Source organism: Alphaproteobacteria bacterium (assembly GCA_039980135.1).
Taxonomy (GTDB): Bacteria; Pseudomonadota; Alphaproteobacteria; order UBA6615; family UBA6615; genus UBA8079.
In genome coordinates, this window is sequence record JBDXCV010000010.1 from 39,232 (window position 1) to 61,767 (window position 22,536).

Sequence of the window (22,536 nt, forward strand, 5' to 3'; positions counted from 1 at the left end):
CTCGTGCAAGTATATTTTGCGTCGTGCAGGCTGAAACTATGTTGCACTGCACAAAATATCAAGCGAGTAGACGCGGCAACAGCGATTCGATCAATGCCGTGAAGAGTGCCATGAGGGGTGCAAGCAGATGAAGTCCGGACCTTACAAATATATGCGTCAGGCGTTGCCGCTCGTTTTTGTGTTCACGCTGGCGAGTTGTTCCTTCTTCGATGACGTGGTCGGCATTTTCGACGACGACGAGCCCGCGACACAAACGGCCTCCGATCAGAGCGTGCGCGATCGCAGCCAGGCTGACCGTGCGGACGCCGAAGATTCGGATACCCCATCGCTGACCACTGTTCCCGCCCGGCCCCAGGCACCCGCATCGACCAACCGCGAGCGTGTCGTGGAGGGCCTGATCTCCGACCGCGAGAATGCACGCTACACGGACGAGGCGATCCGTCTTCAGGGTTCGACGCGAGCGCCGGCGGCGACCCAGAGCGCGTCCCGCCCGGCGACTGTGCCGGACGTGGTCGCGGCACCCGCACCGGCCACGCCGGCCGCCAGTCCGCCGCCGCAGCCTCCGGTCATTCCGGCCCCCCAGGAGACCGTGCCGGCTGTGCCGCCGGCCCCGACCGTGACCGCACGGCCTTCGCTTCCGCCGGCTCCGCCGGCTCCGGCAGCCCAGCCGGTCATTCAGCCGCGACCGGTCGCACCCAGCCCGCAGCTGGCCTCGGCACAGCGTCCCTCGGTCGTGGTCGATACCAGCGCGATCGGCGGCGGCGGATACGTGCCGGCATCGGCGCGGGTCGGCCGCGAGACCCAGGTCGCGACGATCCAGTTCAATCACAGTTCCGCCAGGCTCAGCCCCCGCGATCAGCAAATTATCGCAACGGTCGCATCGGCGCAGCGCAGCGACGATTCAGACGTTCTGATCGTTGGTCATGCGAGCAGCCGCACCCGGCAACTGCCGAAGGCGCGGCACGAGGTGGCGAATTTCCAGGTCTCCTTCAAGCGTGCGAATGCCGTTGCCCAGGCGCTCATCCGTTCGGGTGTGCCTTCGAACCGGGTGACGGTTGAAGCCGTGGCGGACGACCAGCCGGTCTATTCGGAGTCCATGCCGAACGGCGAGGCCGGCAATCGCCGCACCGAGATTTTCTTCCTCCGTTAGGTCGGAAGAAAAGGGCCTCGCACGCCCGCCCCGAGGACTGTAAAAGAACGCGCGGCGTTGCCTTTGGCGGCGTCGATATCTCGTTATCCGTAACTCGAACCCGGACTGGACCCATGCAAACGGAATTCCACCGCATCAAGCGGTTGCCGCCCTACGTATTTGCCGAAGTGAATGCGATGAAGGCGGCTGCCCGTGCGGCTGGGGCCGACATTATCGATTTCGGCATGGGCAACCCCGACTTGCCGACACCGCCTCATATCGTCGAGAAACTGGTTGAGGCGGTGCAGGATCCGCGCACCCATCGATATTCCAACTCGCGGGGTATCCCGGGTCTTCGCAAGGCGCTGTCGGGCTACTATGCGCGGCGCTTCGGGGTCGAAATAGATCCCGAGCGTGAGGCCATCGTCACCATCGGGTCCAAGGAGGGCCTCGCCAATCTCGCGCAGGCCATTACCGGGCCGGGCGATGTCATGCTGGTGCCGAACCCGTCCTATCCGATCCATCAGTTCGGTTTCATTATCGCCGACGGTACCGTGCGCTATCTGCCGGTCACGCCGGATGATGAATTTCTCGTCGCGCTCGAACGCGCCGTGCTGCACTCACAGCCCAAGCCGGTGGCGCTGGTCCTGTGTTACCCCGCCAACCCGACCTCGGTGACGGCGGATCTGGACTTCTATGCCCGGGTCGTCAATTTCTGCCGCACCCATGAAATCATCGTGCTGTCCGACCTCGCCTATGCCGAGATCTATTTCGACGACAATCCGCCGCCGTCGATCCTGCAGGTGCCGGGCGCCAAGGATGTCGCGGTGGAATTCACGTCTCTCAGCAAGACCTATTCGATGCCGGGCTGGCGGATCGGTTTTGCCGCCGGCAATCCGGAACTCATCGCCGCGCTCGCGCGGGTGAAGAGTTATCTCGATTACGGCGCGTTCACGCCGATTCAGGTGGCCGCGACGACGGCGCTGAACGGCCCGCAGGATTGCGTCGAGGAAACCCGCGCCATCTACCGCGAACGCCGCGATGTTTTGGTTGAGGGCCTTACCCGGGCGGGGTGGGACGTGCCGACGCCGACCGCCAGCATGTATATCTGGGCACCGATCCCCGAACCCTTCACGTCGCTCGGCAGCATCGCGTTTTCGAAACTTCTGTTGAAACACGCCCATGTCGCGGTCTCGCCGGGGCTCGGGTTCGGCGAATATGGTGACGGCCATGTCCGGATTGCGCTGGTCGAGAACACCCAGCGGATACGCCAGGCCACCCGCAGCATTCGCCAGCTTTTTGCCGACCCGGACAAGGCGCTGGACGAGGCGGGCGATGCCGCACAAATGTCGGTCGCCGCGAAGTAGCAAAAGGTGCAAGGGTCAATCATGTCGAATTCATTGCGTATCGCCATCGCGGGACTGGGAACCGTCGGCGCGGGAACCGTTCAGGTCCTGACCGAACACCGCGACCTGATTGCCCGGCGCGGCGGACGGCCCATCGATATCGTCGCGGTAGCGGCAAAGAACCGGGCCAAGGACCGCGGTGTCAGCCTTGATGCCTATGAATGGTATGACGACCCGGTCGCGATGGCGCGCGAGGCGGATGTCGATCTGGTTCTGGAGCTCATCGGTGGCGAAGACGGACCCGCCAAGGCCGTGTGTGAAGCTGCGATCGCGGCGGGGCGCCATGTCGTGACGGCGAATAAGGCCCTGCTGGCCATGCACGGCAACGCGCTGGCAACGGCGGCCGAGGCGGCGGGTGTATCCCTCAATTACGAGGCGGCGATTGCCGGCGGTATTCCCATCGTCAAGGCGCTGCGCGAGGGGCTTGCGGGCAACGCGGTGACGCGGGTCTACGGCATCCTCAACGGAACCTGCAACTACATCCTGACGGAGATGCGGGAGGAACGCCTGTCCTACGAGACCGTCCTCGCCGATGCGCAGAAGCTCGGTTATGCCGAAGCGGAGCCGAGCGTGGACGTCGACGGCATCGATGCGGCACACAAGCTGGCCCTGCTTGCGAGCCTGGCTTTCGGGACGAAAGTGAATTTCGCCGGCGTGTACACCGAGGGCATCCGCAAAGTCGCGCTCGAGGACATCGACTACGCGGAGGAGTTCGGCTATCGGATCAAGCTGCTGGGCAGCGCGCGCATGACCGCGCACGGGCTCGAGCAGCGGGTTTATCCCTGCATGGTCAACAAGGATGCGCCGATCGCCCATGTCGAAGGGGCCTACAACGCCGTGGTCGCCCATGGCGATTTCGTCGATGACACGCTCTATCAGGGCCGCGGCGCGGGTGCGGGGCCGACGGCGTCTGCCGTGGTGGCCGATATCATCGATGTGGCGCGCGGCTTCGCGGTGGCGACATTCGGGGTGCCGGTCGGGCAGTTGTCGGATGCCGAGGCGGCCCCGATCGAGCGTCATCGCGGCGCCTATTACATCCGTCTGATGGTCTCCGATCAGCCCGGCGTGATTGCCGAAGTCACCGCGGTGTTCCGCGACGAGGGGGTCTCGATCGAATCGATGCTACAACGCGCGCGCTCGCAGACCGAGGCGGTGCCGGTCGTGCTCAACACACATGAATGCGAGGAGGCGGCCATGCGACGCACGCTTGCGCGCATCGAGGCATTGGATTCCGTTGTCGAAGAGCCGACAATGATCAGAATCGAATCATTGATTTAAACAGAGCCGGCCGACCGGCCAACTGAACGAACACATAGAGGGGGGTTTCATGACCAGCCAATCCGAGGCGGTGATGGACCGCAACATGGCAATCGAAGCGGTGCGCGTTACCGAGGCAGCGGCCATCGCGGCGGAACGATGGGTGGGGCGTGGCGACGAGCGTGAGGCGGATGCCGCGGCGGTCGATGCCATGCGTACCGCGCTCAACCGGCTCAACATCGACGGCACCGTGGTGATCGGCGAGGGGGAGCGCGACGAGGCGCCGATGCTTTATATCGGCGAGAAGGTCGGCGCGGGCGGGCCGAAGATCGACATCGCGCTCGATCCGCTCGAGGGTACGACGATTACGGCCAAGGCCAACGAGAACGCCTTGGCCGTCCTGGCGCTGGCGCCGGACGGCGATTTCCTGAATGCACCGGATGTCTACATGGAAAAGATAGCGGTCGGCGGTGGCTACGAGGACGGCATCATCGATATCACCGCGCCGCCGGTGGAAAACCTCACCCGGCTGGCCAAGGCGCGCGACTGCGATATCGGCGATCTGACGGTTTGCATCCTGGACCGCCCCCGCCATGAAGAACTGATCGGAGCCGTTCGCGAAGCAGGCGCCCGGATTTTCCTGATTTCCGATGGCGACATATTCGGCGTCATGGCGACGTCCGATCCCGACAGCGGGATCGACATGTATCTGGGGAGCGGCGGCGCACCCGAGGGCGTACTCGCGGCAGCGGCGCTGCAGAGCATCGGCGGTCAGATTCAGGGCCAGCTCCTGTTCCGCAACGACGACGAGATCGGCCGCGCCCGCAAGCTCGGTATCGAGGACCTCGATCGCGTCTACAACCGCGACGATCTCGCCTCGGGCGACGTGATCTTCGCGGCCACGGGCGTGACTGACGGTGCGATGGTGAAGGGGGTGCGCAAGTTCCCTGGCGGTTGCGAGACCCACTCCATCGTCATGCGTTCGGTTACCGGCACCGTGCGCGAGGTGATCACCAAGCATAATTTCACCCGCAAGCCCGGCTTCAACGACTGATCGGGATATGAACCAGTCATGACCATGGCGGCGGAACCGGTTTCGAGCGCGACGTCCGACGCGGACGTCATTGTCGCGAAGTCGGTCACCGGCCGCCGCTGGGTAATGCGCGGCGCGGATGATCGCGCCGGTCTCGCCCTGTCCCAGCGCCTCGGCCTGCCCGACGTGGTGGGGCGTGTGATGGCGGCTCGCGGGATCGGTCTCGACGCCGCGGAAGCCTTCCTCGATCCGACATTGCGCGACGCGCTGCCCGATCCGTCGAGCCTGATCGGCATGGAAGAGGCCGCCGCGCGTCTGGTCAGGGCGATCGCGGACGGTGAGAGCATCGGCATCTTCGGCGACTATGACGTGGATGGGGCCACGTCGTCGGCACTGCTCGCGCGGTTCCTGTCCGCCGTCGGTGTTCCCGCGCGGGTGTATATCCCCGACCGCATGAAGGAGGGCTACGGCCCCTCGACCCCGGCCTTGCTGCGCCTGCGCGCGGAAGGCATCGGCCTCGTTGTCACCGTCGATTGCGGGACCACCGCGTTCGAGCCGCTGGAGGCCGCGGGGGATGCCGGGCTCGACGTGGTGGTGGTCGATCATCACGTGGCCGAGCCGGCGCTGCCCCGCGCGGTCTCGGTGATCAATCCCAACCGGCTCGATGACACCAGCGGGCAGGGCGCGCTCGCCGCCGTCGGCGTGTCGTTTCTGTTCGCGATCGCCACCAACCGCATGCTGCGCGACACGGGCTGGTATGCGGCCAACGACCGCAAGGAGCCGGATCTGTTGGGGCTGCTCGATCTGGTGGCGCTCGGCACCGTGTGCGACGTGGTGCCGTTGGTTGGCCTCAACCGTGCCTTCGTCAGCCAGGGGCTCAAGGTCATGGCCAAACGCCGGAACCCCGGTCTGGTGGCGCTGGCCGACGTGGCGAGAGTGGACTCGCGGCTGACCGAATATCACGCCGGTTTCCTGCTCGGCCCCCGGGTCAATGCGGGCGGCCGCGTCGGCGAGGCACCCATGGGCGCGCGCCTGTTGATGACGCAAGATCCCGACGAGGCCGCCGAACTCGCACGGCGGCTCGATGAATGGAACACGGAGCGGCGGGAGATCGAGGCACATGTTCTGGAAGTCGCGATGTCCCAGGCCGAGGAAATCGGCACCGACGCCGCGCTGATCGTCGCGTCGGGGGACGGCTGGCATGCCGGGGTGATCGGCATCGTCGCCGGCCGCCTGAAAGAACGTTTCAACCGCCCGGCCTTCGTGATCGGTTTCGAGGGGGATACGGGCAAGGGTTCGGGCCGTTCAGTCGAGGGTGTGGATCTGGGCAGCGCGGTCATCGCCGCGCGCCAGGCCGGGCTGCTGGTGAATGGCGGCGGACACAAGATGGCGGCGGGGCTGACGGTCGAGCGTGACAAACTCCCGGAGCTCCAGCGCTTCCTCGACGAACGCGTCGGCAACGATCTGGCGAGGAACGCCGTGGTGCCGACCCTGCGCATCGACGGATCGATAGCGGTGAAAGGCGTACAGCCGGAATTTGTCGAGTCGCTCCAACGACTTGCGCCGTTCGGCGCAGGCAATGCCGAGCCGCGGTTCATGCTGCCGTCGGTCCGCGTGGCCAAGGCCGACGTGGTCGGCGCGGGGCATGTGCGCTGTTTCCTGTCCGGACCTGACGGCGGGCGGCTCAAGGCGATCGCGTTTCGCGCGGCCGGCGAGCCGCTTGGGGACGCCCTGCTGAAGTCGGACGGGCTCGCGTTGCAGCTGGCGGGCAAGCTGCGGCCGGACAATTGGCAGGGCCGCAACGACGTGCAGATGATCATCGACGACGCGGCGACTGCCTAGGCCGGGTCAGGCCTCGAACGCCGCCTCGAAGAACCGCGCCTCAAGAACCAACGCATCCCTGAACGCCGCCTCCGCCCGTGCGCGTGACGCAGCGTCAGCCTGTGCGGCTTCCCGGTCGAACTCCGACCGCATCCATTCGACGAAGTCCCGAAACGCCGGGAGCGCGTGCAAGGTGATCCATTCCGCCAGGTAGAAGCGTTCGGGCATCACCCCGCCGCGCGCGACCGCGTCGGACGCCGCCGTTGCCCATGTCAGATAGACCCATTCCACGGGCACCAGAACTGCCAGGATATCGAGATAGGTCCCGGCCTTGCGTTGACGCTCCATGAGCGAGGCAAAGTCGTCCAGCACCGGGTGCTGCAGCGGGTTGTCGAAGGTCGGCGCAGGCTGGCCGAAGGCAGCGAAGCTGCGCAGGAAATAGTCGTTCTCCTCGTCGGTCAGCACGCCGAGGAACTGGGCGAAGCGCGTCTTCTCGGGCATCCCCGGCGCGGTCGCCACAGCGTGTCCGACGGACGATGTCAGGTCGTTGATGAAGCCGTAGTCCAGGGTGAGGTAGCGGGCATAGACCGTATCGTCGATCGTATCGGCGACGAGTTCACGCACGAAGCGATGAGCCACCGCCGCGTTCCAGTCCGTTCGATGGGTGTCGCGGAGCGCTTCGCTGAGGCGGTGCTGAGACATGCGTTTGTGACCGTGTATTCGTGTGAATGGTCGTCGTGGAAATTCGATACCATCCGCAAAGGGCAAACGCATCCGTCGAATTGTGCAGTGCGGGCTTGATTTCAACGCGCCCAGTCGTTATCTCGACTGCGCCGGACATCGGCCCCGGCGTCCCCATCGTCTAGAGGCCTAGGACACCACCCTTTCAAGGTGGAGACACGGGTTCGAACCCCGTTGGGGACGCCAACTTTTCAGCCAAGCCGCGTTGCCCGCGAGCGCTCTTCCTCACCGGACCTATGCGCCGCCTCGGAACAACGAAAAGCCCCAAGGCGTAAATTTGAACGGCAGGTGAAAATGTTCGGTCACCTTGTCGATGCCGAAACGGAATATCGCCACTTCGAGAAACGACGGATCGGGTATGCCGACGCCGTTGTCCCGATAATAGGTACCGACGTCGAACTCGACTTCGTACATGCCGCGTTCTACCCCGGTGCCGTCAGCCACCGTGTGTGCCAGTAGACCGCTTTCGGAGCAGGTCCCGCTGGCGATCTCAGTGCGAGCTTCATCTGTCCGCCACAGGCGTACTTGTAGACCGCCGGCCGGCACGCCACGCGCGATGTCGACCGCGTGAATGGATATGCCTCCCGCGCCGTAATTGCCGTTACTGGGTTTCATATTCGCAATCTCTTCTTTCGTTGTAACGACCCATCGGCGCGCTCGCGAACGGGCCGTTGAGGGTGTGGTTTCGCAGTCTCGCACCCAATCTGTCATGGCCGTTCGCTTGATCCAAGACAATCCACGGCCGCGACAACGGAAATTCCATGCCGGTTCGAATTGGGCGCATCGCCGCCTAATTTTCAGTCAGAACTCCATGATCTGGTGAATATTCGTACACGCTGAAACGGCGTGGGGGGCAGTATTGCGCGAAATTTGGCCGCCCGGCTTCTGGCACAACGTTTGCAATATCTATGGCGACGTCAATGGCAACGAACCAAAGGGCCGGCCGTCAAGTGACGACAGCGAATGCGGCACGGTGATCTGGTCAGGGGACTCCCTCAGCCACCGACGAACCAACTCCCCTGACGGACAGCGACCCATTTAATGCCAACCGACAAGCTCGAAGAACTCAACAGCGCGGATGACGAGCGGGCAGTCGCGCTTGTCGGGCCATTGATCGAACGGGCACCCGAGATCGCAGCTGCCGTCGCGCGCCTTCGTCCATTCGATAGCAAGGATGATTTGGTTCAGGGCATCAGAGATGAGCTGCGCAAGCTGAATGCAACGGCGCGGGTCGAACTTTTCAATGCCCACCCTGAGCTTGCCCCGGAAAACCCTCTCGCGATGACGGATATGTCCCAGGCGGAACAGGGACGTATGGATCTTACGGGAGACGACAACGCTTATCGCGCCCGGATTACTGACCTGAACACGCGCTACCGAGCCAAATTCGCCTTCCCCTTCATCACCGCGCTGGTGCGCCATTCGGATATGGAAAGCGTCCTGACTGAATTCGAGGGTCGTCTCGCCAACGATCATCAGGAAGAACTCGAAAACGCGCTTGAACAGGTGATCATGGTGAGCGCGTCGCGCGCTCGCGCCCTGTTCGGTGGCGGCGCTGGGCCTGAAGCGTCGGGGACAGCGGAGGTCCATGACCATCGGGTCCGGGCCTGGGGCGGCGAGATCGGCGGGGCAATACTTTTTGCCATCAGCATCATTTTCATAATCGGTGGCTTGCAACTGGGACTCGGCTCGCCGCTGCGCCTGGGCACCGGTGCATTTCCGTTCCTGACCGGCCTGATCTTGGCCGGCCTCTCGGTTGTCGTCTGCATCTACGAAATGCGGGGCCGGGAAGGGCTCGCTGAGAAGCCGGACTGGATGGGGTTCCTGGCCATCATCGGGGCGCTGGCCGTCTTTGCCGCAACGGCCGATCGTTTCGGGCTCATGCCCGCCGCGTTTCTGGCGGTCGTCGTGGCGAGCCTGCCTGATCGAAACCTGCCGCTCGCGGGCAAAGCCGTGCTCGGCGGTGTCGTCGCCACGGCGTCCTGGGTTCTGTTCATCGAAATGCTGAACCTGCCCTTCAAAGCGTTTGCGGTGATGTAGCCATGGATATCGTCGCGAGTTTCTACGTCGGTCTGCTGGTCGTCCTGGAACCCCAGAACCTGATGTACTGCTTCATTGGTGTGTTTCTCGGCACCTTCATCGGCGTGTTGCCCGGTATCGGTTCGATGGCGGCGATCTCTATGATCCTGCCGGTCACCTTTGCTCTCGAGCCGACCTCGGCGCTGGTGATGATCGCCGGCGTTTACTACGGCGCGGAATATGGGGGGTCGATCGCCTCGATATTGCTGAACATTCCCGGTACGCCGGCGGCGTCGATTACAGCGATCGAAGGCTACCCGATGGCCCGCAAGGGCCGGGCCGGGGTTGCCCTGTTCTCCACCGCGACGGCCTCGTTCGGCGGCGGCATAATCGGCATGATCGTGATCGCTGTCTTGTCGCCCTCCCTTGCCAAGCTCGCCTTGTCGTTTGGCCCGGCCGACTACTTCGCGGTGATTCTGCTGGGGTTGATGGCGGCCTCCGCCGTCAGCAACGGCGGTGCGCTGAAGGGCATCGCTATGGTGATCACCGGCCTGATGCTGGGCACGATCGGCATCGATCTGACCACCGGCGATCTACGCTACACCATGGGCATCCCCGAGCTTCGCGACGGGGTGCATATCGTCATCGTGGCCATGGGCCTGTTCGGGGTGAGCGAGGTGATTGCGTCGATCCGCGCGAATAAGCCCGGCAGCGAGGCCCAGACGATCGACTACAACGATTTCTACCCCTCCTGGACGGACTGGAAATCCATGTTCGCGCCGATTCTGCGGGGCGGCGCGATCGGGTCGTTCTTCGGCGCGCTTCCCGGAACCGGCCAGACGATTGCGGCAGCGATTGCCTATGCGGTGGAAAAACGCATCAATCCGCTGCGCGCAAAATTCGGGACCGGCGTCGTGCCCGGCGTTGCCGTGCCCGAGGCCGCCAACAATTCGGCGACCCAAACCGCGTTCATCCCGACCCTGACTCTCGGCGTGCCCGGAAGCCCGCCGATGGCAATCGTCATCGGCGCGCTGATGATCTATGGCATCACGCCGGGACCGCGCCTGCTGACGGAAGAGCCGGATCTCTTCTGGGGGCTCGTCGCCAGTTTCCTGGTGGGCAACATCATGCTCATCATACTGAATATTCCGCTCATCGGAATCTGGGTACGCCTCCTGAAAATTCCCTACAAATACATGTACCCGACGATCATCGTTCTGATCTGCATGGGCGTCTACAGCCTCAATAACAACGTGTTCGACATCTGGCTTACGCTGATCATCGGCGCCATCGGCTACCTGATGAAGCTGTTCAGGTTCGAGCCTGCTCCACTTCTTCTCGGTTTCGTCCTGGGTCCGCTGATGGAGGAGCAGTTGCGTCGGGCCATGTTGCTTTCGCGTGGCGACCCCATGGTGTTCCTCGAGCGCCCGATCAGCGCCACGCTCATTGCCATCACCGCAGGAATCCTCGTCTTCGCGACCTACGCGACGATCCGCAAGCGGCGCGCAATTACACGAACAACCAGAATTCAACAACCTCAACAGGAAGGACCAAACACATGAAACTCAACCTGAAAGCATTGCTCGGAACGGGTATTGCGGCACTCGCAATTGCGACGGCCCCAGCGGCCATAGCGGCCCCCGATGCCTGGACCAGCGAACCGGTTCGTATTGTCGTGACATTCCCGCCGGGTGGCACGAGCGACCTTGTCGCACGTCTTCTGGCACAGCATCTGGATGCCGACTTCGGTCAAAAGGCGGTGGTCGATAACCGACCGGGTGCTGCGGGCACGGTCGCGGCCGACTACGTCTCACAGCAGGCACCGGATGGCACGACATTGATTCTGGCGAACAACGCCCCCTACACAATCGCGCCAACCCGGTTCAAATCCATCCCCTACGACCCGGTCAAGGGCGCGACTCACGTCGCCTATATCGGCGCGTCCGCGCCGGGTTTGTTCGTGCAGCCCAAGGTCGGTATCAACACCCTCGACGAGTACATTGCGCATGTGAAGAAATCGCCGATGACCTATGGATCGAGCGGGGTCGGTTCGATCTCGCACATCCTGGGTGAAGCGGTCGATGCCGCACTGGGGGTCAAGTCGATCCACGTGCCTTACAAGGGCAGCGCACCCGCGATCCAGGATTTCCGGGCCGGAGTCCTCGATACTTTCTACGATATGGTTGTGCAGAACAGCGACATGATCGAAGACAAGGAAGCGGTGGCTATTGCTATCGCGTCGCCGGAGCGTAACCCCGAGTTGCCAAGCGTGCCGACCTTCCGCGAACAGGGCTACGACATCGTCATCGAAAACTGGGTGGGCCTCTCGGCGCCGGCTGGTATGGACCCGGCAATGACGGAGGCGATCAACGAGACCGTCCTCGCTGTCTTTGCCAATCCGGATGTCAAAAAACGCCTGATCGAACTCGGCATCACCCACCGTGCGATGTCGAGCGCGGATTACACGGCTTTCGTCACCAAGCAGATTGAAGTGTGGGCGCCCTTGATCGTTTCGTCGGGTATCGTCGAAAAATAGCGGAATCGCGGATGGCGGTCCCGCGAGTTTGCGGGGCTGCTATCCGCGCTCTACCGATACAACATCACCGATATCTTGCAGCTGCGGACCATCTCCATCGTGGTCGCGCCGATGATCAGTTTGCATATCTGTGAAAAGCCGCAGACGCTCATAACTTGAAGGCCGATGCCCTCGCGCTCACGCCCTCAACTGATAATTGCTGCGCAGGTTGTTGGCTCTGAAAAGGTGCAATACAGTTTTAATTTCGAGTGTGAACACTGTGGGTTTCACCGAGTGTGAATTCATACTTAGAGATTAAAACCCCTTGGAATTCTGCGAATTCACCCTCTCTTTCAAGGTGGAGACACGGGTTCGAACCCCGTTGGGGACGCCAATTCCCTGAAGCCAGCTACTTCACGGGCACGGGGGCCACGCGCCGTCCGCTTCGCACAACTCGGTAAATGGTATTTTCCGTCTTCATGGTCTTGACGCATTGCTCCCCAACACTGGTGTGCGTGCAGAGCTGTGAATCGGCTGTCACCCGCCATTTCCATGTCCGGAAGAATAAGTTTACGCCGTTGTCTACTTCCTTATCGAGCACACCATCCGACTTGAAATGGAGTGTGATTTTGTCACCGCTACGGGGCGACCTGTATGTGTGCGAGGTACCCGTATAGGAGGATTGAATTTCATCGACGGTGGGAATGGATTCCGTATCGGCATGAGCTGCACCCAGAAATGCAACGCTCACCATGACGACAGCGGCAGCGCGTTGAAAAAAGCCATAGTTGTCCCCCCGAGTTGATTACTGGCCTTGCTCGTTTTTCAGTCGGCCAATCCGCATTGTTGCGTCAGCGATAACATCGCCAAGTTGCAAATCTGAACCGGACGACAACCGATACTCACAACAAATATCTGCCCGGCATTGCGTGATGCGGGAGCGCAGCTCGTCCCTTCGAGGGGGCTCAACGTTCCGCAAATGTCGGATTCTAGAATCGCACCAGGCGACTGATGACGGGTACCTGACTGGCGCGGGCCGCCGGGTCGACCCGTATCGTGATCGATTTCTCGCCGGAACTTGCCTTGTAAATGCCGTTGGGGAACAAGCTGATGTCGGTCTCGGCCAGATCGAAAATCCGACTGTCAGGGGCAATCGTGAAGTTTGCGACCTTCCTGTCCCGCCGTTCGATGACTATCTCGGACGGGATCTCGTCAAACACAAAAACCGGGCGCGTACCGTAGATGGTGACCACGGGGTCCCCGCCGGCCGCGGCACGGAAGGCGACAACACCGGATTCGTTCGACTGGCTGGAGGTCAATATCAGTTGATCGGTATCGCAGTTGACCTTCTCGCGCACGACCAAGCCACCGGAAATGCTGCTCTGCCTTTCTCCGACCGTAATCTTCCCGCCGGTTACGGTCTCGCGCACGCAGGAAGCGAGATAACTAAGAATGACCTCGCCGTCCGTTCCGAGTTCGACCGTGTCACCAGTGTCGAGAAACTGCATGACGGCGACGCCCGGCAATCCGGAGAGAACGTCTTCCACCAGAGCCGCGGGTTCTGCGGCCGCTGCAGTTACCGGGGCCGTCAGAAACATGGCGCCGGCGATCATGGCGTACACGAGATGTCGTATGGCGTTCATGTCAGTTCGGTTCCAAACTCTGATTTATGGTTGTTACTCAACGAGCATGGCCAACGGTGTTGCGGTCTGTCCGGTCCATTCGAACAGGAAATTCTCGACCTTCCTTGGGCCATTGCTGCAACCGTAGTTACCAACGCCGGAAACGAATGGTTGGCTCGATGTAAGCTCCAGCACGATGCCGTCATGGCGGCGCCCGAGGACCCTGAACGCTTCGATATCGAGATCGCAGCCTGCTTTCGTCGAATCGAAAATCGTTCTCTTCCTTGTCTGTTCGATAAGCTTCTCCAGAGCTTTTCTGATTTCTCGCTCGTTGTCGTCGATGTAGGCGAGGATGCCTGACACATCGTCGGCATTGGCTGTTGAAAGCTCTGGTTCGCCGGGGGTCGGCACGGAAACGTTGGGTGCGCTTAACCGTGCAATCTGTGGTGGCTCCGGTCGTGCGTCGCGCGTTTCCGCCCGGCTGCGCGCGAGCGCGGCATATGCGCCGTCGGGATAGGTCGATAGGTACGACCGGTAATCTTCCGGGCGCGTGCTGTTCTCGATGGATTTCCAGAAAGTCTGTTCGACGGCCAATTTCTGTGCCGCACGTTCAGCTGCCACACGTTCAGCCGTCGCGCGCTCGGATGCCTCCGCTGCTGCCTGCTGTTGCTGGGCGTTATTTCGCTCGCGTGCCAACTGCTCTGCATTCCTTCGTGCGACGAGGGAATCCGCTCGGCTCCGTGCCAGTGCCGCATATCTGCCATTGGGGTAGGCGGACAGGTACGATTGGTGGTCTTCGGGACGTGCGCTGTTCTTTATCGAGTTCCAGAACTCCTGCTCGACGGCTATTTCCTGGGCGGCGCGTGAACTGGCGGCTGCGCGCCTGGCGGCCTCCGCCGCCTCTTCCTCCTGCCGCGACAGGGCATCGATTCGTGCCCGCGCCAGCAGCATGAATTGTCCTTCCGGATAGGTCCCGAGATAGGCCTCGAAGTCACCCGTATTCTCGCTTTCCTTGATCGAGTTCCAGAAGGCCAGTTCAACCGCCGCCGGCGTCACCGGCGATGCCCCATGCGGGTTCGCGGGATTCGGCGCGGTCGCGGGAACCGGTATCGATGCCAGGTGTGCGGATGATTGTTGCTGGGGCAGCAGGAAGACGAAGTCCCCCCGGTCGTATTTCAGGTCCCGCAGCTTGCCGCTGCGTGGTGTTTGCGCACCCTGTGTGAAGTTTGTGAGGCGATTGGTGATGTGGAACCCGATCTCCGTCGCGGTCACATAGCCATCGCCGTTGACATCCGCGGCCTCATCGCCGTCCAACGCGGCGAGGAACAGCTTCCGGAATGTCCCGTCGTCCGACACGGTCTGGTCGGCGTCGCCCGAGGTCAGGAACTGGCGCACAGGCTTGGTCGAGGCATGGGTGATCGCCGCCGGCGGCGCGGAACGCTGTTGCGAGAACACTGTCCCGGCAAAGCAGCTGTCAAAAATAGAAAACACGTGCTTCGCCTGGGCGATGCGTTGCAGTGAGGCGAGGTCGCCCATATGCAGGGCCGAGAAACGGAACTCCGCCGATCCCGGCGGCGGTGCGTCGGCGGGCACGATATAGCCTTCGCCGTCTTCCGTGTGTCCATGCCCTGCGAACCAGACGAACAGCCGTGCTTCCGGATCTCCGCCCTGGAGGGCATAGAATTTGCGTAGTTCGCGGCGTAGCGCATCCCCGCCGAGGTTCTTCAGGAGGGTCACCTCGAAGCCCCGCGCTTCCAGCGCCGTGGCAACTTCCTCGGCGTCCTTCACGGCCATGGAAAGCCGCGGCCAGCCGTTCTGGTAGTCGTCGATGCCGATCACCAGCGCCTTGCTGGCACCGTACAGCTTCCAGCGTTCGACGACCTTCGAATCCGCATCTTCCGTCTCGCGCACGTCCACATACAGCGCCGAACTTGCCGGTGCGGCCTGAGCGGCGGCGGCCATGAACAGACCCAAACTCGCGCCTACGAATGTTCGAAATAGCTGCATGAGTCGTTCCCCATGAACGTCGACATAGGGATAGTAAGGGCAACTGGAAGTGACGCAAGTCACACTTCGATTAGAATAATTGCGCTCGTACCGTACGGGTTGGACCAGTCGGACTGCCGCTTTGTTGTCACCGCTCGCAAAGGCCTGCGACACAACGGCCTCCGAGACAACCGTCTCGGTCTGGCAGGACGGCCTAACAGCCTCGAGGGAGAATTTTCGTCTCAAGCATGCGCGCGACCGGAACCGGGCCAGCCCTCAAGCTCCGTTGTCTTCCGCAATTGCCAAAAAAATGTGCCTGTTGGCTTGATCATGAACAGTTCGCCAACGCCGGTGCGGCTCGAACGCCAGTAATTCCACGCACATTGCGCGCCGACACCACTGGTACGATTCTTGCTGATTGTTTGGCATGTCCAAACCCAAACAAACGCGCGCAAGGATCAAATAATTATGACCGTTTCGATCACAGGGGGATCGGCTGTTCAGGCCATCCTGGATAAACTACCCCCACCCGGCGATCATGTGGACGGTGCGCCGATGTTACCAGCCGAATGCTACACGTCGCCCGAATTCTTCGAATTCGAAAAGCATGAGGTGTTTCCACGCGCATGGATGTGCATCGGGCGTGAAGAGCAGATCCCGGAACCGGGAGACTATCTCTTCCATCAGGTCGGCGACGAACCTGTCCTCGTGGTGCGACGCGTGGATGGCTCGATCGGGGCGATGAGCGCCGTGTGCCAGCATCGTGGACAGGTTATTTCGAGCGAGTCCGGCGCGACGGGCCGATTCTTCCGCTGTCCCTTGCACTTCTGGAGCTACGACCTGACCGGGCGCCTTGTCGGCGCTCCCAGGATTGAAGACGATGAAACCATCGCCTGCCTGCGGAATTCTGTTCGTCTTCCCGCCGTGCGTCTTGAAAACTGGCACGGATTTCTGTTCATCAACCTCGATCCCGACGCCCGGCCCCTGGCGCCAAGCCTTGCCAAGGTCGAGCCCTTCTGGACGGGCTATGAAGCGGCCGACCTGGTCGCCGTGCCGCCGAAGATGGCGGAGGAGGCCCTGCCTTGGAACTGGAAGATACACGCAGAGAATTTCACTGACGCCTATCATCCCGAGTTCGTGCATCGCGGCACCCATGATTTCGCTCCCAGCAATCATCCCGACGGCGGTGTTGCGTTCACTCCCATGGCGGCAGGCGACAATGCGATCGTGCGGACCGTGCCGTTGTTGCGCCCCGATGGCGGCATGATGGAAGACGGATGGGGCGAAGCAGCGGAATTTCCGGCCATCGAAACCTTGTCTGCGGCGCAGCGAAGCCATGTCACCTTCGCGCTCATCCCGCCCAGCATGACCCTCATATTTGCGCCGGGAGCGATCTCGTATCAGCTTGTGGCGCCGGTTGGCGTGGAGGCGACGCTCGCGTCGAACGACCGTGTCACGGCGGGCGGATGGCTTCTGCCGCGCGCGACCCACGAGCGTGAGGACTTTGCGGCGCGCGCGACCGCGGTGCGCGCCGGCGCCAAAAAAATCTGGGTGCAGGATATCCCGGTCAATCTTGGGGTTCAGGCAGGCAAGAAATCCCGCTTTGTACCCGATGGACGGTATATGCCGTTGGAGACAACGCTCCTCCAGTTCAATGCATGGCTCTTGCGGTCATATATGAGCGCGCGCGCCGCAGGTCCTTGAGCCGATGGCCGGGTTGCGGAGCCTGCACGAATAGACGTAGGGCCCGTACCACCGACAGGACTACTCCCCCCTGCGTCATCGCCCCATGAGGGTTGAGCAAATCGGCGTTTCTGGCTCATGATTGCCCCGAAGAATATTTTGCTTTGAAAATAAAGGGGGAAGATTCATGCCGATCTACAAAGGCGACGAAATGGTGCCGACGCCGGACAGCGCGCGCCCGCACATCATGATGAAGCAGTATGGCGGCGAGCTGATCAAGGCCGGCATCGTGACCTACGCACAAGGCGAAGCGCCGCCACCCCATGTTCATCCGACCGACGAGCAATGGTTCTATCTGCTCGAGGGGCGCCTCGCGACGATTCTCGGCGACGAAGTCGAAATCATCGGCCCCGGCGACATGGTGTATATCCCGCGCGGCGTTCCGCACGGCATACGCCTGCTCGGAGACGAGTGCCGCTTCTTCACCTGCAAGAGCCCGGCGGGCTCGGGTGCGCTCAGCGAGGATTACACGGAGATTCCGAACCTGGATGAGATGGTGCAGCGGCTCGACGAGGCGGAAAAAAACGCCTGAACGGCAACGCGCCTACCGGTACAGGATCACCGGTATCTTGCAGCTGCGGACCATCTCGGTCGTGGTCGAGCCGATGATCAGGTTGCGAATCCGCGAATGGCCGTAGGCGCCCATCACGAGGAGGTCGATGCCCTCACGCGTCACCGCGTCCGAGATCACGGTCTCGGGCTGGCCCGGCAGGATATCGGCCTCGACGGTGTAGCTGCCCGCGTCGAGCATGGCGCGGGCATCGTCCAGCGCCTTGCGGTTGTCTGCGTTGTCCGCGCCGACCATCAACAACCGGCAACTCAGTCCAGCAAAAAGAGGACTGCGGGACACGTGATCGACCGCTTTCATGCCGCTGGTGCCGCCGTCGAAAGCGATCATGAAGCGCTTGATCGGGTTGAAGGCCCGCGCGGCGACCAGCACCGGCTTGCTGCTGGACCGCACGACCCGTTCCAGGTTCGAACCGAGATGCAGTTTCGCGAAGTCGGCGGCTTCCCCGCGCTTGCCGATAACGATCAGGCCGGCGTCGGCCTCGGTATCGGTGACGGTGTCGATAATGTCGCCGGAGCGCAGGCGCACCGCGACGTCCTTCACGCCGGCGTTTTCCAGTCGGGCCTGGGCGTCATCAAGTATCGCGCGACCGATCTTCTGGGACAGCTTGGCGCGCTGGGCGTCGAGGTCGGTGAGCTCTTCGAGCAATGACGTCCGTGCACCCAGCGTGATGTTGCCGCTCAGATTGGCGCGTTCGGGGGCGCCTTCGCGGCGGCCGAGCACATGATGGACTTCGACGGCAGCACCGGTGCGGCTCGAAACCCAGGCCGCATGATCGCACACGCTTTGCGAATAGACGGAACCATCCACGAACGCGATGAGCTTTTGCAAGTTGGTCATCCTAGTGCCCCATCAACTGCTGCAACGCGCCGGGCCGGTCGTGAATGGCCAGCTTGTCGACGATGGTCTCGCTGGCCTTGTTCAGGCCGATGATCTCGACCTCGGCCCCCTCGCGGCGGAACTTGAGCACGACCATGTCCAGTGCGGCCACGCTTGAGATATCCCAGATATGCGCTCCGCTGACGTCGATGACCACCTGCTCGAGCGCCTCGCGGAAATCGAACGCGGTGTTGAACGCGCCGGCGGACGCGAAGAAGACCTGCCCCTCCACGACGTAGGTACGGGTCTTGCCGTCGGGTGAGATGGTGGAGGAGACACGGAATATCTGCGCGATCTTCCAGGTGAAGAAGATGCCCGACAGCAGCACGCCCACCAGCACGCCGATGGCGAGGTTGTGGGTGAACACGACGCTGGCGACGGTGGCGAGCATGACGATCGACGAGCTGCGCGGATGGGTGCGCAGCGCCTTGATCGACGACCAGCTGAAGGTACCGATCGAGACCATGATCATGATGGCGACGAGGGCCGCCATGGGGATCTGGCGCACCCAGTCACCGAGCACCACGATCAGGAACAGCAGCACCGCGCCCGCGGTGAAGGTGGACAGGCGCCCGCGCCCGCCCGACTTCACGTTGATCATCGACTGGCCGATCATGGCGCAGCCCGCCATGCCGCCGATGAAACCGGTCGCGGTGTTGGCGAGGCCTTGGCCGATGCATTCCTGGTTCTTGTCGCTGGGCTCGTCGGTCAGATCGTCGACGATCGAGGCGGTCATCAGGGATTCGAGCAGGCCGACGGCGGCCACGGCGGCGGCGACCGGGAAGATGATCCGCAGGGTCTCGAGATTGAGCGGGATATCCGGCAGCAGGAAGACTGGCAGGGTCGAGGGCAGCTCGCCCATGTCGCCCACGGTGCGCACGTCGAAGCCGAATGTCATCGTGACCGCGGTCAGCGCGAAGATGCAGATCAGCGGTGAGGGGACCGCCTTCGTGACATAGGGAAACAGGTAGATGATCGCCAGACCGGCGGCGACCATCACATAGGTCAGCCAGGGCACGCCGATCAGCTCCGGCAACTGGGCCATGAAGATCAGGATCGCCAGCGCGTTGACGAAGCCGGTCATGACCGAGCGCGATACGAACCGCATCACATTGCCGAGCTTGAGCATCCCGGCGGCGATCTGGATCAGGCCCGCCAGCACCGTGGTCGCGAGCAGATACTCAAGCCCGTATTCCTTGACCAGGGTCACCATGAGGACGGCCGTGGCGGCTGTCGCGGCCGAAATCATGCCCGGGCGTCCGCCCGTGAACGCGCAGATCACCGCGATGGAGAAGGATGCGTAGAGCCCGACCTTGGGGTCGACACCGGCGATGATGGAAAAGGCGATCGCCTCGGGGATGAGGGCCAGGGCGACGACCAGTCCGGCGAGAATGTCAGGGCGTATGTTGCCGAACCATTGTTCTCGGTAGGCGGAGAAAGAGATCATAAGGCGTCCGAATCACGCGCTTTCGACCGCCGGCGAATGGGCCGAGGCGGGCAACGCTAGGGTTTTGAGGTGCGAAGACCTGTATGGATTGGCCGCGCTCCGGATAAGCCCCGGTGCAGACGGCATACCCGTACATAGGCGGAGTTATGTTGCATTGCAACATGGAGTCGGTGGCCGGGTGGTCGCGTCAAAGGCCGTATCGTAAACGATCGTGCAGCTTTCATTCCCGGTACTCAACAGATTGATCCCGTCATATGATCCTTGCCGGGGACCGCTTTCGGCGTCGTGCGCCGAAGTGACGTTTGCTGCGAACCAGAGAATGGGCATGACCAGATTGTCGAGGGCATTCTTCACGTTCGTGTTTGTGGCGACGATTCTGATCGGTGCGCCGACAACCCACGCTGGTGAGGTTCTGCGGAAACCACCCGAACAGCCCGATCCGACGGCGAAGTATCTGTTCTACATGCGCGGACGTCATGTCGAACGGGCGGGTGCACATGGTGAATCGAACTATCCCGGGGCACTAGACGCGTTGGCGGACAAGGGGCTGATTGTAATCGGCGAGGTGCGCCTCGACACGAACCCGGGCCAGTATGCGAGGAAGATCGCGGCGCAGGTCAACGGGATGCTGCAAGCCGGCGTCCCGGCGAGGAACATTACCGTTTCGGGATTCTCCAGGGGCGGATTCATGACGTTGCTGACCTCGAGCTTCGTTGAAAATGACGGAATCAAATACGCGGTCATGGCGGGTTGCGGCGCAAAGGGGACGGAGTTTCGCAGGTCGTACGAACAATTCTCCAAACGGCGCGCGAAATTGATGCGTGGCCACTTTTTTGTCGCTTGGGATCGCACCGATACGTCGGCGGGCGATTGCGATCTGGCGCTGAACGCCGCCGATGCCGTGTACCGCAATCAGGTTTACAACGCCGGCGCCGGGCATCGGCTTTTCTACAAGCCGCACCCGCTCTGGATCGACCCGCTGGCGGCGTTTGCACTGTCCGACTAATCCGCGGTGTGCGCTGGACCGGGCGCAGACTTCAAGAAGCAACGGACCAGGTCCGACGAGGCACTTGCGACGTGTTACTTGAGCCGACTCCTCGTCGGTCACCACAACGGTTGGTATGGACAACGGTCCGGTGATCTTCAGGGAGGAATTCAACCATGCGCGCGCCCAGACTCGAACGCGACGGTCAGCAATGGATTTTCGATTATCTCGTTCAGGAGACCGGCAAGGTCTTTCACTGGGACGAGGACGGGCGCCCGCTGCCCAGGAGCGTGAAAAGCCACGCCCAGATTTCCAAGCATCTCGGGCGCATCGGCCAGCGGCTCGAAAGGGTCGCGGCGGAGGAAGAGACCGCCGGGCATTCGGCAACGGCGTTTGAGCTTTACTATCGCGCGTCGTCCACCTTCGCGCTGGCACAGCACCCGGTGCTCGAGAACAATGATGAGAAGCGCTACCTGCACGGCCGCTGCATCGCCAACTACGAAAAGGTGATCGAGCATGCGCCATACCCGATCGAGCGCCTGGAAGTGCCGTTCGAAGGAGACGAGTTGCAGTGCAATTTTCACATGCTGCCGGACAAACCGAACGCGCCGCTGGTGATCTTCATCCCGGGCTGCGACATGACCAAGGAAAATTATCCCGATCCGCGCATCATGCAGTCTCACCTGCGCGGGATGCACATGCTGGTGATCGACGGGCCGGGGCAGGGCATGTCGAACCTGCGCGGGATCAAGCTGACGCCGGACAACTATGAGCGCGCGGTGTTGGCAATCGCCGAGCACATGGCCGAACGCGAAGAGGTCGATGCCGAGAAGATCGTTGTCTACGCGCTCTCAATGGGGGCCCATTGGGGTCTGGAGGTTGCGGCCTCGGGCCATCCGCTGATCAAGGCGGTGGCGGCCCCATGGACGTCCGCGCTCGACAAGTACTTCATCCTCGACACCTTCTCGCCGCGCTACAAGCAACTGTTCGGCTACCTGATGGGCGCCTCGAGCGAGGAAGAACTCGACGGCTGGGTCAAACAGATGACCGTTGAGGGCCGCGAGGCCGACATCAAATGTCCGGTCCTGATGACGGTCGGCGAGTATGATTCCCGCAGCCCGGTCGAGCTGGTCTACGATTTCTACGACAAGATCAACGCGCCCAAGGAATTGTGGGTCTACGAGGACACCTACCATCAGGCGCGCATGTTCGGAGAAGCGCAGCCGCGCCACGATCATCACATGATGTGTCACGACTGGCTGGTCGATGCGCTGAACGGCAAATACGGTGCAGGACACGACAAGAAGATGTATCTGCGGACCGGCGGTGGCGGCCCCAACGGCCTGCAGGGCGCGGGACAGGATGCGCTCCACTGGTGGGAGTAG

At 62.3% G+C, this 22,536-nt stretch carries 18 protein-coding genes and 1 tRNA gene; 13 read left to right on the forward strand and 6 right to left on the reverse strand.

Annotated elements, in window-relative coordinates:
• Positions 1–127 precede the first annotated feature (127 nt).
• The 5 genes from ABJ363_14540 (at position 128) to recJ (ending at position 6,667) form a co-directional block, all read left to right on the forward strand.
• On the forward strand, positions 128–1,150 hold the full coding sequence (locus ABJ363_14540; GenBank protein ID MEP4380215.1) for an OmpA family protein: 1,023 nt from the start codon (positions 128–130) through the stop codon (positions 1,148–1,150).
• A gap of 113 nt (positions 1,151–1,263) precedes the next feature.
• The gene (locus ABJ363_14545; GenBank protein MEP4380216.1) at positions 1,264–2,496 is read left to right on the forward strand and encodes an LL-diaminopimelate aminotransferase; all 1,233 of its coding nucleotides are present in this window, start codon (positions 1,264–1,266) and stop codon (positions 2,494–2,496) included.
• A gap of 21 nt (positions 2,497–2,517) precedes the next feature.
• Positions 2,518–3,813 carry a homoserine dehydrogenase gene (locus tag ABJ363_14550; protein MEP4380217.1) on the forward strand — a complete coding sequence of 432 codons (1,296 nt, stop codon included), beginning with the start codon at positions 2,518–2,520 and terminating at the stop codon, positions 3,811–3,813.
• Between the two features lie 49 nt (positions 3,814–3,862).
• Positions 3,863–4,846, forward strand: coding sequence for a class II fructose-bisphosphatase (gene glpX, locus ABJ363_14555; GenBank protein MEP4380218.1), 984 nt, complete (start codon positions 3,863–3,865; stop codon positions 4,844–4,846).
• A 24-nt stretch (positions 4,847–4,870) separates the two neighbouring features.
• Entirely contained in the window at positions 4,871–6,667 is a 1,797-nt protein-coding gene (gene recJ, locus ABJ363_14560) for a single-stranded-DNA-specific exonuclease RecJ (protein ID MEP4380219.1), read from the forward strand.
• A 6-nt stretch (positions 6,668–6,673) separates the two neighbouring features.
• Here recJ and ABJ363_14565 read toward each other — a convergent pair whose 3' ends face one another.
• Entirely contained in the window at positions 6,674–7,348 is a 675-nt protein-coding gene (locus tag ABJ363_14565; protein ID MEP4380220.1) for a TenA family protein, read from the reverse strand.
• Positions 7,349–7,497: 149 nt separating this feature from the next.
• Here ABJ363_14565 and ABJ363_14570 point away from each other — a divergent pair.
• Positions 7,498–7,573, forward strand: a tRNA-Glu gene (locus ABJ363_14570).
• 48 nt (positions 7,574–7,621) lie between these two features.
• Here ABJ363_14570 and ABJ363_14575 read toward each other — a convergent pair.
• Positions 7,622–8,002: a hydroxyisourate hydrolase gene (locus ABJ363_14575; GenBank protein ID MEP4380221.1), complete on the reverse strand. Its 381-nt coding sequence runs from the start codon at positions 8,000–8,002 to the stop codon at positions 7,622–7,624.
• 426 nt (positions 8,003–8,428) lie between these two features.
• Between ABJ363_14575 and ABJ363_14580 the strand changes: the two genes are divergently transcribed.
• Genes ABJ363_14580 through ABJ363_14590 form a run of 3 tightly spaced genes read left to right on the forward strand, consistent with a single transcriptional unit; the run spans position 8,429 to position 11,942 of the window.
• A complete protein-coding gene (locus ABJ363_14580) occupies positions 8,429–9,427 on the forward strand; it encodes a 2-oxo-4-hydroxy-4-carboxy-5-ureidoimidazoline decarboxylase (protein MEP4380222.1) in 999 nt (332 codons plus the stop codon).
• Positions 9,428–9,429: 2 nt separating this feature from the next.
• Entirely contained in the window at positions 9,430–10,968 is a 1,539-nt protein-coding gene (locus ABJ363_14585; GenBank protein ID MEP4380223.1) for a tripartite tricarboxylate transporter permease, read from the forward strand.
• A complete protein-coding gene (locus tag ABJ363_14590; GenBank protein MEP4380224.1) occupies positions 10,965–11,942 on the forward strand; it encodes a tripartite tricarboxylate transporter substrate binding protein in 978 nt (325 codons plus the stop codon). Before ABJ363_14585 ends, ABJ363_14590 begins: the two co-directional genes overlap by 4 nt.
• Positions 11,943–12,910: 968 nt before the next feature.
• On the opposite strand, the gene ABJ363_14595 is transcribed toward ABJ363_14590, so the two are convergent.
• Positions 12,911–13,564 carry a hypothetical protein gene (locus ABJ363_14595; protein ID MEP4380225.1) on the reverse strand — a complete coding sequence of 218 codons (654 nt, stop codon included), beginning with the start codon at positions 13,562–13,564 and terminating at the stop codon, positions 12,911–12,913.
• A 33-nt stretch (positions 13,565–13,597) separates the two neighbouring features.
• A complete protein-coding gene (locus tag ABJ363_14600; GenBank protein MEP4380226.1) occupies positions 13,598–15,550 on the reverse strand; it encodes a caspase family protein in 1,953 nt (650 codons plus the stop codon).
• Positions 15,551–15,997: 447 nt separating this feature from the next.
• Here ABJ363_14600 and ABJ363_14605 point away from each other — a divergent pair, with 447 nt between their 5' ends.
• On the forward strand, positions 15,998–17,233 hold the full coding sequence (locus tag ABJ363_14605; GenBank protein MEP4380227.1) for an aromatic ring-hydroxylating dioxygenase subunit alpha: 1,236 nt from the start codon (positions 15,998–16,000) through the stop codon (positions 17,231–17,233).
• Positions 17,234–17,399: 166 nt separating this feature from the next.
• A complete protein-coding gene (locus ABJ363_14610; protein ID MEP4380228.1) occupies positions 17,400–17,804 on the forward strand; it encodes a cupin domain-containing protein in 405 nt (134 codons plus the stop codon).
• Between the two features lie 12 nt (positions 17,805–17,816).
• Here ABJ363_14610 and ABJ363_14615 read toward each other — a convergent pair whose 3' ends face one another.
• Together ABJ363_14615 and ABJ363_14620 are read right to left on the reverse strand one after the other, a co-directional pair.
• Positions 17,817–18,680, reverse strand: a complete 864-nt coding sequence (locus ABJ363_14615; GenBank protein MEP4380229.1) for a universal stress protein — start codon at positions 18,678–18,680, stop codon at positions 17,817–17,819.
• Position 18,681: 1 nt separating this feature from the next.
• Positions 18,682–20,166, reverse strand: a complete 1,485-nt coding sequence (locus ABJ363_14620) for a SulP family inorganic anion transporter (GenBank protein MEP4380230.1) — start codon at positions 20,164–20,166, stop codon at positions 18,682–18,684.
• Positions 20,167–20,491: 325 nt separating this feature from the next.
• On the opposite strand from ABJ363_14620, the gene ABJ363_14625 reads away from it, so the two are divergent.
• The gene (locus ABJ363_14625; protein ID MEP4380231.1) at positions 20,492–21,172 is read left to right on the forward strand and encodes a hypothetical protein; all 681 of its coding nucleotides are present in this window, start codon (positions 20,492–20,494) and stop codon (positions 21,170–21,172) included.
• Positions 21,173–21,327: 155 nt separating this feature from the next.
• On the forward strand, positions 21,328–22,536 hold the full coding sequence (locus ABJ363_14630; protein MEP4380232.1) for an alpha/beta hydrolase: 1,209 nt from the start codon (positions 21,328–21,330) through the stop codon (positions 22,534–22,536).

What these genes read in the sequence shown, in the direction of transcription:
- ABJ363_14540 (MEP4380215.1), top strand. Translation starts at nt 128, where the DNA reads ATGAAGTCCGGACCTTACAAATATATGCGTCAGGCGTTGCCGCTCGTT.
- ABJ363_14545 (MEP4380216.1), top strand. Translation starts at nt 1,264, where the DNA reads ATGCAAACGGAATTCCACCGCATCAAGCGGTTGCCGCCCTACGTATTT.
- ABJ363_14550 (MEP4380217.1), top strand. Translation starts at nt 2,518, where the DNA reads ATGTCGAATTCATTGCGTATCGCCATCGCGGGACTGGGAACCGTCGGC.
- glpX (MEP4380218.1), top strand. Translation starts at nt 3,863, where the DNA reads ATGACCAGCCAATCCGAGGCGGTGATGGACCGCAACATGGCAATCGAA.
- recJ (MEP4380219.1), top strand. Translation starts at nt 4,871, where the DNA reads ATGGCGGCGGAACCGGTTTCGAGCGCGACGTCCGACGCGGACGTCATT.
- ABJ363_14565 (MEP4380220.1), bottom strand. Translation starts at nt 7,348, where the DNA reads ATGTCTCAGCACCGCCTCAGCGAAGCGCTCCGCGACACCCATCGAACG.
- ABJ363_14575 (MEP4380221.1), bottom strand. Translation starts at nt 8,002, where the DNA reads ATGAAACCCAGTAACGGCAATTACGGCGCGGGAGGCATATCCATTCAC.
- ABJ363_14580 (MEP4380222.1), top strand. Translation starts at nt 8,429, where the DNA reads ATGCCAACCGACAAGCTCGAAGAACTCAACAGCGCGGATGACGAGCGG.
- ABJ363_14585 (MEP4380223.1), top strand. Translation starts at nt 9,430, where the DNA reads ATGGATATCGTCGCGAGTTTCTACGTCGGTCTGCTGGTCGTCCTGGAA.
- ABJ363_14590 (MEP4380224.1), top strand. Translation starts at nt 10,965, where the DNA reads ATGAAACTCAACCTGAAAGCATTGCTCGGAACGGGTATTGCGGCACTC.
- ABJ363_14595 (MEP4380225.1), bottom strand. Translation starts at nt 13,564, where the DNA reads ATGAACGCCATACGACATCTCGTGTACGCCATGATCGCCGGCGCCATG.
- ABJ363_14600 (MEP4380226.1), bottom strand. Translation starts at nt 15,550, where the DNA reads ATGCAGCTATTTCGAACATTCGTAGGCGCGAGTTTGGGTCTGTTCATG.
- ABJ363_14605 (MEP4380227.1), top strand. Translation starts at nt 15,998, where the DNA reads ATGACCGTTTCGATCACAGGGGGATCGGCTGTTCAGGCCATCCTGGAT.
- ABJ363_14610 (MEP4380228.1), top strand. Translation starts at nt 17,400, where the DNA reads ATGCCGATCTACAAAGGCGACGAAATGGTGCCGACGCCGGACAGCGCG.
- ABJ363_14615 (MEP4380229.1), bottom strand. Translation starts at nt 18,680, where the DNA reads ATGACCAACTTGCAAAAGCTCATCGCGTTCGTGGATGGTTCCGTCTAT.
- ABJ363_14620 (MEP4380230.1), bottom strand. Translation starts at nt 20,166, where the DNA reads ATGATCTCTTTCTCCGCCTACCGAGAACAATGGTTCGGCAACATACGC.
- ABJ363_14625 (MEP4380231.1), top strand. Translation starts at nt 20,492, where the DNA reads ATGACCAGATTGTCGAGGGCATTCTTCACGTTCGTGTTTGTGGCGACG.
- ABJ363_14630 (MEP4380232.1), top strand. Translation starts at nt 21,328, where the DNA reads ATGCGCGCGCCCAGACTCGAACGCGACGGTCAGCAATGGATTTTCGAT.